The 2,160-nt window shown below is 29.4% G+C and carries 3 protein-coding genes; all 3 read right to left on the bottom strand.

The features are described 5' to 3' along the window. A partial coding sequence (locus EKL98_RS15360; protein ID WP_148104422.1) for a hypothetical protein occupies positions 1-751 on the bottom strand: 751 nt, incomplete at its 3' end. Positions 752-1,060: 309 nt separating this feature from the next. Beyond that, the gene (locus EKL98_RS15355; protein WP_126563084.1) at positions 1,061-1,525 is read right to left on the bottom strand and encodes a hypothetical protein; all 465 of its coding nucleotides are present in this window, start codon (positions 1,523-1,525) and stop codon (positions 1,061-1,063) included. A gap of 170 nt (positions 1,526-1,695) precedes the next feature. Continuing rightward, a complete protein-coding gene (locus EKL98_RS15350; RefSeq protein ID WP_126563083.1) occupies positions 1,696-1,896 on the bottom strand; it encodes a hypothetical protein in 201 nt (66 codons plus the stop codon). Between the last annotated feature and the right edge of the window lie 264 nt (positions 1,897-2,160).

Here is a 2,160-nt window from a genome sequence, read left to right as displayed (position 1 = left end):
AATAATTATTCATAGTATTTGAATAAAGATAAACAGAAGAAACATTTGTACCGCAGGTACAAAAGTCAATTTGTTCTTTATCTCCTTTTTCATTTATCACGACAGCTCTTATTGGTTGGTTTTCAGTTCCTGCGCCAACTTTTATAATTTTCACTTTCTGATATCTTTTTCCTTTCACTAAAACTTTTGAATAAAATTCTTTGTTTAGAAACTTTTCTTTGAAACTATCTATTTCTCCAGTATAAATAGCATCAGGTAAAACGGAAACTTGACCATCTGTTTCATCTTTTTCCCATTGACTTTTAAGAAATATTCTGTCAAACATAGATTTATGCTCAATTTTAAATGAACTATCAACTTGTTTTAAAGTAATGTAAGTATCTTCTCTGTAACCAGGTTTTCTCTCTTCAATTTTTATAATTTCAAATAACTTACCAGAAATATTTTTATACTTTATTTTATTGATTTGAAATTTGTTTTTCTTTATTTGTTCTACGGAATAATATTTATCATATCCATACTCGTCAAATCGAAGTTTTGAATTATCTATCGGAAAATAGAATTTCATTCCTACTGCATAATCGTGAAATGGAATAAATTTACAGCCACCAGTTTCTTCTCTTTTTTGCTGTTCATTATTTCTTCTTTCCTTTCCAGTTACTCTTTTAGTTTTGTTTATATCAACATCATATTGAGCAAAAATGTTAAGTGAGATTACTAATGCTAAAATTGTAAATAATTTGTTTTTCATTTTTATTTCGGTTTTGGTTTCACGTTTTTTGGGCTAATTGCCACTAACGTCCCGGTGCTTTAAGATGCTTGCGGACTTGAAAGCAGAGTAGTTTTGGTTGAACGGATTTATGACAATAGCACGTAATTACACTAAATCCGCAAGTATATTGAAACACCTGTTACCAGATGGTTTTATTTGCGGTTTCGTGTTTCCACCGCTATTAAGCGAAACACAATTTTAAATTAATTACAATGTATTATTTTCTAATAGGTTTCATTCCAACTGTTTTTTTCGGTTTAATTATTCTGCTTATTTGGTGGAATAAGTTTAAGAATTCATAAGTGTTTTTTTAAATTCTTTATAATCATTTTGTTCATTTAATAACGATTTTAATATGTCATCAGCTTTAATTTTAGTCCGTTTATTGCCCATATCTTGCCTAGCTAGTGCAACTAATTCAACCCATATCCATAATCGTTTTTTCTTTAGTTGGTTTTCTTCCCATTCAAAAAACTTTTTTATGATAGCATCATTACCGTATAATATTAAATCTCGTTTAACGTCCATTACTCTGTTTAGAATTTCATCTTCGGTGAAATTATTTAATCCTTTTTGTTTGTTTATCAAATCAAAAAGAGTTGTTATTATTTCGGAATACGTACTGTATTTTTTATCTGAAAGTTTTAATTCAATCTCTCGGTTTTTATCGTGGTACATTTTAATTACGGTTGATAAAAGACCTATTAATCCAACTAAAAGCCCAATTGTGATTTTCAAATTATCCTCGCTCATATTTTCGGCTTTTTGGTTTTCTAAACTATCTGGTAACGTTTGGCCGCTTGGCGATGTGGCGGATTAAGGAAGCCTAGACTTTCGGTTATTGACTGAACTTTCAGACACAAAACCAACTTTAAATTAAGCCTAAACCCGCCATATTGCCAAACGGCGGTTATGGGCTGGGCTTACTGTCCATTACATAAAATATTTATTACTCTTGCAATTTCAGTTATTAACTCGTCATCTGAATTTAGTTTTTCATTAGCTATTGTCAATAACATTCTTGATTCTTGGCATAGTGATGAAAAAGGTATGTCATTGCTCGTTTGATTGAATAAAGCTTTTTTCTTAATTAGTTCTATTGATTCTTTGATAAGTTCTCTCATTATATTTTTTTTTTAAAAGTTTGTTATGCTAATTATAAATATGCGGAAAACATAAAAAGAGAAATATTTTTCTCTCTGTTTTTTTTTCGCTTTTGTCGGCTCAATAATCATTACTACATAGAATTATTTGACGATTGGTGTCATAGTTTTTCGTATCCTCTGTCGTAAATTAAGTCAAGTGCATTTGTGTAAATTGTTTGATTTTTAATCATAATACAATGAATACCAAAGCAAGCTTTTTGACCATCTTCAACACTATAAATT

The sequence above is a fragment of the Flavobacterium bomense genome (genome assembly GCF_003970355.1).
Note: the sequence above shows the minus strand (reverse complement) of the source record. Positions and strands in the feature narration are given on the sequence as shown.

Excerpts from the sequence above, each read along its gene's own strand:
- EKL98_RS15355 (WP_126563084.1), bottom strand. The coding sequence starts at position 1,525 with ATGAGCGAGGATAATTTGAAAATCACAATTGGGCTTTTAGTTGGATTA.
- EKL98_RS15350 (WP_126563083.1), bottom strand. The coding sequence starts at position 1,896 with ATGAGAGAACTTATCAAAGAATCAATAGAACTAATTAAGAAAAAAGCT.